We start from the raw sequence: 5,160 nt of genomic DNA on the forward strand, positions 1-5,160 counted from the left end.
CGATCTTTTAAATTCCAGTTCTTCACCCTCATACTTCTAACAAGACAAAGATTAGAGACATGACATGCGCGTAGATATTTGGTCAGATGTGGTCTGCCCTTTTTGCTATATTGGTAAAAAACGGCTGGAAGCTGCTGCAAAGGAAAGCGAGATTGAACTTGAAGTCCATTGGCATAGTTTTCAGCTAGATCCTGAAGCACCAGTCCGTCAGGAAGTTTCCAACTCTGAACGTTTGGCACAAAAATATGGCCGTTCAGTGGCAGAAGTTGAAGACATGCAGCGCAATATTGCAGCCATGGCTAAACAGGAAGGCATTGAATTTAACTGGGAAGGTGCCAACTCTGGTAATACCTTGAATGCGCATCGCATCATTCACCTGGCACAAAGCAAAGGCTTGGGCAATGAAGCTCAGGAAGCTTTTTTCTATAGCTATATGACGCAAGGCCTGCCGATTGGTGAACGTGAAACGCTGGAAGATGTTGCAGCGCGTATTGGCCTGAACCCGGTTGAAGTGGACGATTTACTCGACTCGGATGAATTTGCGGACTTTGTTAAATTTGACCAGGAAGTGGCGCGTGACCAGCTCAAAGTTACTGGTGTTCCGTTCTTTGTATTTGATCAACGCATTGCTTTGGCAGGTGCTCAGCCGAAAGAAGTCTTTTTACAAGTTCTTGAAAAAGCTTTAGAGGAGCCACAGCAACAACCAGCAGCTGATCAGTGTTCTACAGATGCTTGTGATGTTCCTGAAAAGCCTCAATAAACACTAAATCAAATCAAAAAATCCCCATTCAAGATGGGGATTTTTTTATGAATGATGTGAATTATTCAACCAGAAAACTGATCTTTAGATTCACACGATATTCGGTAATTTTATTGTCATTAATCACGACTTTCTGTTCATTGATCCAGGCACCTTGAACATTTTTAATCGTCTCTGTGACTTTCGCGATGCCAGTCTGAATTGCATCCTCAAAGCTTTTACTACTGCTTGAATTAACTTCTACCACTTTTGCAATTGCCATGATTCAACACTCACTCTGTGAAGATAGAAGCATTCATCTTAGTTGATTTAAATTTCTCTACAGCTCTTAGCAAACAAGTGATAGCAAAAACTTACAGGGAATGAACAAATACTGATCTGCCCTTACTGCTTTAAAAAAATTTAAATCTGGACCTCTAGTTTTAAATAATCAACAAATAAATGTTTGTTTAAAAGCTTCTAAAACATCTAAAAAATGTATAAAAAACAATCCAAAACTATCTAGAGTAAATATTCTAATACATTGTTTTATAGAGTATTTTATCTAAATTTAGTTGCTTTTCTTGCCGATTTGATCATTTTTTATTAATTGCCATTTGATATTATTTTTCACGTGATTTAGGACTAACTTTTTTTCTTGTTCAAGCTCTTGAACACCCAGATATCAAAAGGTCATGTTATGAAAACTGTTAAATTTTTATGCGCAGCAACTGTGATGGCTTTTTCTCTACAAGCTTCAGCACAAATGGCTCAAGTGGTTTATCTTCCAGATTTCCCTGTGAGCAAAGCACCAGTTGAAACTGTAGCAACAGATACTGCAACTGCAGAAACTGAAAAAGCGGCTTAAGTCTTTAAGCAAAATCTCCCAGCAGGCTGAATTATTCAGCCTGTTTTTATTTCAGGGCTTCGAAAATTTAACTTGTTCTTCTATTTAAAGAGCATTAAAAACCTCATTATTTTTTATTTTATTTTGATTTCGTTCACTTTTTATTCAAAAAAAACCACCAAATTCGCTTAAAAAATACTCAAAATAATCAAGTATTTTGCCAATCAGATGCTTATAATCAGAACCTGATCTTTTATGGATTTCAGACTTTCTTGTTATGAACCAGCTTCAAGCATTAATACAGGGAAAAATTTCTCCGCAGGCAATTTCTGTGGATTTTTTGATTGAAATGGCTGAGCGTTATCCAGATCCCAACTCTACCGAATACAAACTGGTAGAACTTGCAGTCAATATGATCATGGCCAAGTCACTGGATAAAGCACTCAAATATATCTAGAGAGCTAAAATGAATGCTTTAGAAAAAGCAAAGTTAATTAAAGAATTAAATGAATTGGGGCAGCAACTAGAACATAAATCCCTCAGTTTATATGAAGCCGCCCGAACCAAAAAACGGCTCCAGGATATTTTTCATCTCTGTGATGAACCTGTTTTTAAAAATCAGATTTTAAGTTTTAAATCCCGTGTCCAGCCTGAGCTGGCAGCACATCAGTTTGCGGCGAGCACCCAGTTTCATCATTGTTATCGCGGTTATTTTAAGGATCCTATCCAACTGCAACAGGCACTGACTACGCATAGAGAAACAGGCTGGGCCTTTTTGCATCAGCCACAACAAGGCTGGCAAATCTGGCTGGGTCCTGTAGAGCAATCTGATTTTTTACATAGTGAATGGGATGAATTAGCAAATTGCCATCACTGGCTTTTACAGCAACAGCAACAAGGCGCATATTTTCCTCTCGATCCCCAACTGGATATTCCGGCTTTATCTGTTCAGGATGCCGAATTCGATACGCTTACCTTGGAAATCGCGCGTTATCATCAGGGCAGTTTGCAGATCCAGACCAAGATCACTGTACCTCAACTATCTGAAACCATTAAACTTGATTTAGACAGAGCAACTAGCGAAACAGAAGAAACTAAAACAGCTGAACGGCCTATAGCAATAGACAATACGGATAGTTCATCCTCTATTTTGATAATAGATGAAAATATTACTTTCCCTGAATCTATACAGCTAGGTGAATTCTCTGCCCTGCTGCATCCATTAGAACATGCTGGAGCGACTATACGGCGCCTCTGTGCCCTAGAATTACAACCGACTGTCTCCCAACCGGCCGATCTGGAAATGGCGCTATATTATGCTGAGGAAGACCACTGGCAGGCCCGTCCTGTTTATCTTGCCATGCAGACCAATCCACAAGGGCAAGGTCTGAAATACCTGATGCTCTTGGGCGCACCGAGTCTCTTGCAGGCCAATTCCTGTATCCAGCACTGGGGCACACAGCGTGGACGGCGTTGTATAGAGATAAAATCCATATCATGGGCAGCTTTAGGTGCCTGTCTTGACCAGATAGATCTTTTCAGTGAAATGTATCTGCAACAAGCCGAAACGGTCTGGATGCCTGAGGAAAGCTACGCCTATATTCCGGCTCGGTGTATTCATCAAAAGAAATTTATCAATTTTGAGGAAGCGCCCGCTGATTTTTCTACTCCAATTTTATTGCTACAGGAACATCAGAAAATTCGGGTAATTCATGGAGAACGTCGCCTGGCATTGTCCAATCAGGAAATCGCTTATCCTTATTTAATGCTCAAACGTGATAAGGATTTGAATTGGCAAAAAATTCATCAAATTGTTTTAGGATTGTCACAGCCGGTACGGGTTTTAGATCTTTATATGGCAATTCAGGCACAAATCATTAAATAATTGATGTAGTTATGTAGTTTATCCTTGCTTTTTTTCCTTATTTTCTAGAAAACTAGCGCAGTAAATAAAATACGATAAGAGCAAGAATCAACTCATGCGAATAAACCAAATTACTCGAATCTTATTGCTATCACTTGGCGTGGGATTAAGTAGTAGCCCAGTTTGGGCAGAAGCATCTCCTACAGAACCTGCAGAAACAGAACAGCCTACAGGTACAGGTACAGGTACAGGTACAGGTACAGGTACAGGTACAGGTATTTTAGATCAGATTCCACGCTTGATCGATGCCACGCCTACGATTTTACCTGAACAGTCAGACGAAGCGATGGTGCCCACCACCGAAGAAACAGAAGATAAATCTTGGGCTGACAAAAAGCAGAAAAGAATCCGTGAATGGGCAGACCGCACCGCACATAAGATTGATAACTGGTTTGGCCAGACCAACCCGGATAAGCCAGCAACTGCGACTTTGCGAATCATCCTGGATAATAGCTGGGACAAATATGAAAACTATGAAATCAAGCCGAGGATTCGAGGAAAAATCAAGCTTCCAACCTTGGAACAAAAGTTAAGTCTGGTCTTTGGTGATGACAGCCTGGATAACGAACTGGATAGCAATGTCGCAATTACCAATGAAAATCCTGGCAATGCCCGGGATAAAAATCTGGATATTCGCCGTACCCGTGAAAATAACAGCTCGTTTGCACTACGCTGGTCAGAATTTTCAAATGGCCTACCTTTCGATAGCGATCTGGATCTGGGGGTACGTTCTGGGGATGATATCTATGTACGGGCCAAAATCAGTAAAGACTGGGCGATGCAGAATGACTTCTCTTTTCATGCCGAACAGATTTATCGCTATGGATTGCAGAGTGAAAATTATTTGCGGACCAACCTGGAACTGATCCATGCTCGTCCCAATGAGGCCTTTTTTTCCAATCAGTTAAGTTTGACCTATGCAGATGAGCAGGAAGACGATTTGACCTGGGACAACTATACCTTCAGACAGCATCAATTTTTCCAGGGCAACCGCTTTAACTATGGCATCTATACGGGCGGCTATCTGGATGATAAAGATTTACGCTTAAATCGCTGGGGACCTTATGTGTCCTGGAGACAGCCTTTCTTACGTGAATGGTTCTTTGTGCAAGGCGACCTGAACTATCTGAATGATGACCGACTGGACCGAAGCCATTATCTGGGTGCGATGGTACGTCTTGAGGCCATTTTCTAAATTTGAACAAATCCGAAACTATAAAAGCCCATAAAATATGGGCTTTTTAATGTCTGAATCCAATAAGTTTTTATTGGCGGTGCTCAACCGTTGTAAAGGCAATTCGATCACTACGAATCATACGTTTTTGCTGCAAAGAAGGCTGTTCCATCTGTGGCATATTCCATACCGCGCGGTCGGTACGCTGCATTCGTTTTACTTTTGGCGCTTCTTTTTTCATGGGTGCCTGAAAACTAATACGATCGCTACGAGTCACTTTTTTGGACTCAGTATCGGCCATTGTGGCTGCGCTCATTGACATCAGAATGACTGTACTCAGACTCATCATCAGTGATTTTTTCATGGCAGAATTCTCTAAACTTAATAATCGCTATTATAAATTAATATATAAAATATTATCTATTTTTCAGATTTAAAACTTAAAGGTATTTTTTTATTCTGGCTATCGCTTTTTT

7 protein-coding genes are annotated in these 5,160 nt (G+C 40.5%); 5 read left to right on the forward strand and 2 right to left on the reverse strand.

Features of this window, described 5'->3' with window-relative positions; translation table 11 throughout:
• Positions 1 to 64 precede the first annotated feature (64 nt).
• Positions 65 to 760 carry a DsbA family oxidoreductase gene (locus B4J23_RS07030; protein WP_034706464.1) on the forward strand — a complete coding sequence of 232 codons (696 nt, stop codon included), beginning with the start codon at positions 65 to 67 and terminating at the stop codon, positions 758 to 760.
• A 61-nt stretch (positions 761 to 821) separates the two neighbouring features.
• Here B4J23_RS07030 and B4J23_RS07035 read toward each other — a convergent pair whose 3' ends face one another.
• Positions 822 to 1,022 carry a dodecin family protein gene (locus tag B4J23_RS07035; protein ID WP_005232506.1) on the reverse strand — a complete coding sequence of 67 codons (201 nt, stop codon included), beginning with the start codon at positions 1,020 to 1,022 and terminating at the stop codon, positions 822 to 824.
• A gap of 417 nt (positions 1,023 to 1,439) precedes the next feature.
• Between B4J23_RS07035 and B4J23_RS07040 the strand changes: the two genes are divergently transcribed.
• From B4J23_RS07040 to B4J23_RS07055, 4 genes are all read left to right on the forward strand, one after another.
• Positions 1,440 to 1,607, forward strand: a complete 168-nt coding sequence (locus B4J23_RS07040; RefSeq protein ID WP_004781698.1) for a hypothetical protein — start codon at positions 1,440 to 1,442, stop codon at positions 1,605 to 1,607.
• 256 nt (positions 1,608 to 1,863) lie between these two features.
• The gene (locus B4J23_RS07045; RefSeq protein ID WP_004781696.1) at positions 1,864 to 2,043 is read left to right on the forward strand and encodes a hypothetical protein; all 180 of its coding nucleotides are present in this window, start codon (positions 1,864 to 1,866) and stop codon (positions 2,041 to 2,043) included.
• Positions 2,044 to 2,052: 9 nt separating this feature from the next.
• Complete coding sequence (locus B4J23_RS07050; RefSeq protein WP_291359578.1) at positions 2,053 to 3,471, forward strand: hypothetical protein; 1,419 nt, start codon at positions 2,053 to 2,055, stop codon at positions 3,469 to 3,471.
• 94 nt (positions 3,472 to 3,565) lie between these two features.
• Positions 3,566 to 4,705: a hypothetical protein gene (locus B4J23_RS07055; protein ID WP_291359581.1), complete on the forward strand. Its 1,140-nt coding sequence runs from the start codon at positions 3,566 to 3,568 to the stop codon at positions 4,703 to 4,705.
• A 70-nt stretch (positions 4,706 to 4,775) separates the two neighbouring features.
• Here the strand turns inward: B4J23_RS07055 and B4J23_RS07060 are convergent, their stop codons facing one another.
• Complete coding sequence (locus B4J23_RS07060; protein ID WP_159123438.1) at positions 4,776 to 5,048, reverse strand: hypothetical protein; 273 nt, start codon at positions 5,046 to 5,048, stop codon at positions 4,776 to 4,778.
• Positions 5,049 to 5,160 lie beyond the last annotated feature (112 nt).

The organism is Acinetobacter sp. UBA3025 (assembly GCF_002367915.1).
Taxonomy (GTDB): Bacteria; Pseudomonadota; Gammaproteobacteria; order Pseudomonadales; family Moraxellaceae; genus Acinetobacter.

What these genes read in the sequence shown, in the direction of transcription:
- B4J23_RS07030 (WP_034706464.1), top strand. Translation starts at nt 65, where the DNA reads ATGCGCGTAGATATTTGGTCAGATGTGGTCTGCCCTTTTTGCTATATT.
- B4J23_RS07035 (WP_005232506.1), bottom strand. Translation starts at nt 1,022, where the DNA reads ATGGCAATTGCAAAAGTGGTAGAAGTTAATTCAAGCAGTAGTAAAAGC.
- B4J23_RS07040 (WP_004781698.1), top strand. Translation starts at nt 1,440, where the DNA reads ATGAAAACTGTTAAATTTTTATGCGCAGCAACTGTGATGGCTTTTTCT.
- B4J23_RS07045 (WP_004781696.1), top strand. Translation starts at nt 1,864, where the DNA reads ATGAACCAGCTTCAAGCATTAATACAGGGAAAAATTTCTCCGCAGGCA.
- B4J23_RS07050 (WP_291359578.1), top strand. Translation starts at nt 2,053, where the DNA reads ATGAATGCTTTAGAAAAAGCAAAGTTAATTAAAGAATTAAATGAATTG.
- B4J23_RS07055 (WP_291359581.1), top strand. Translation starts at nt 3,566, where the DNA reads ATGCGAATAAACCAAATTACTCGAATCTTATTGCTATCACTTGGCGTG.
- B4J23_RS07060 (WP_159123438.1), bottom strand. Translation starts at nt 5,048, where the DNA reads ATGAAAAAATCACTGATGATGAGTCTGAGTACAGTCATTCTGATGTCA.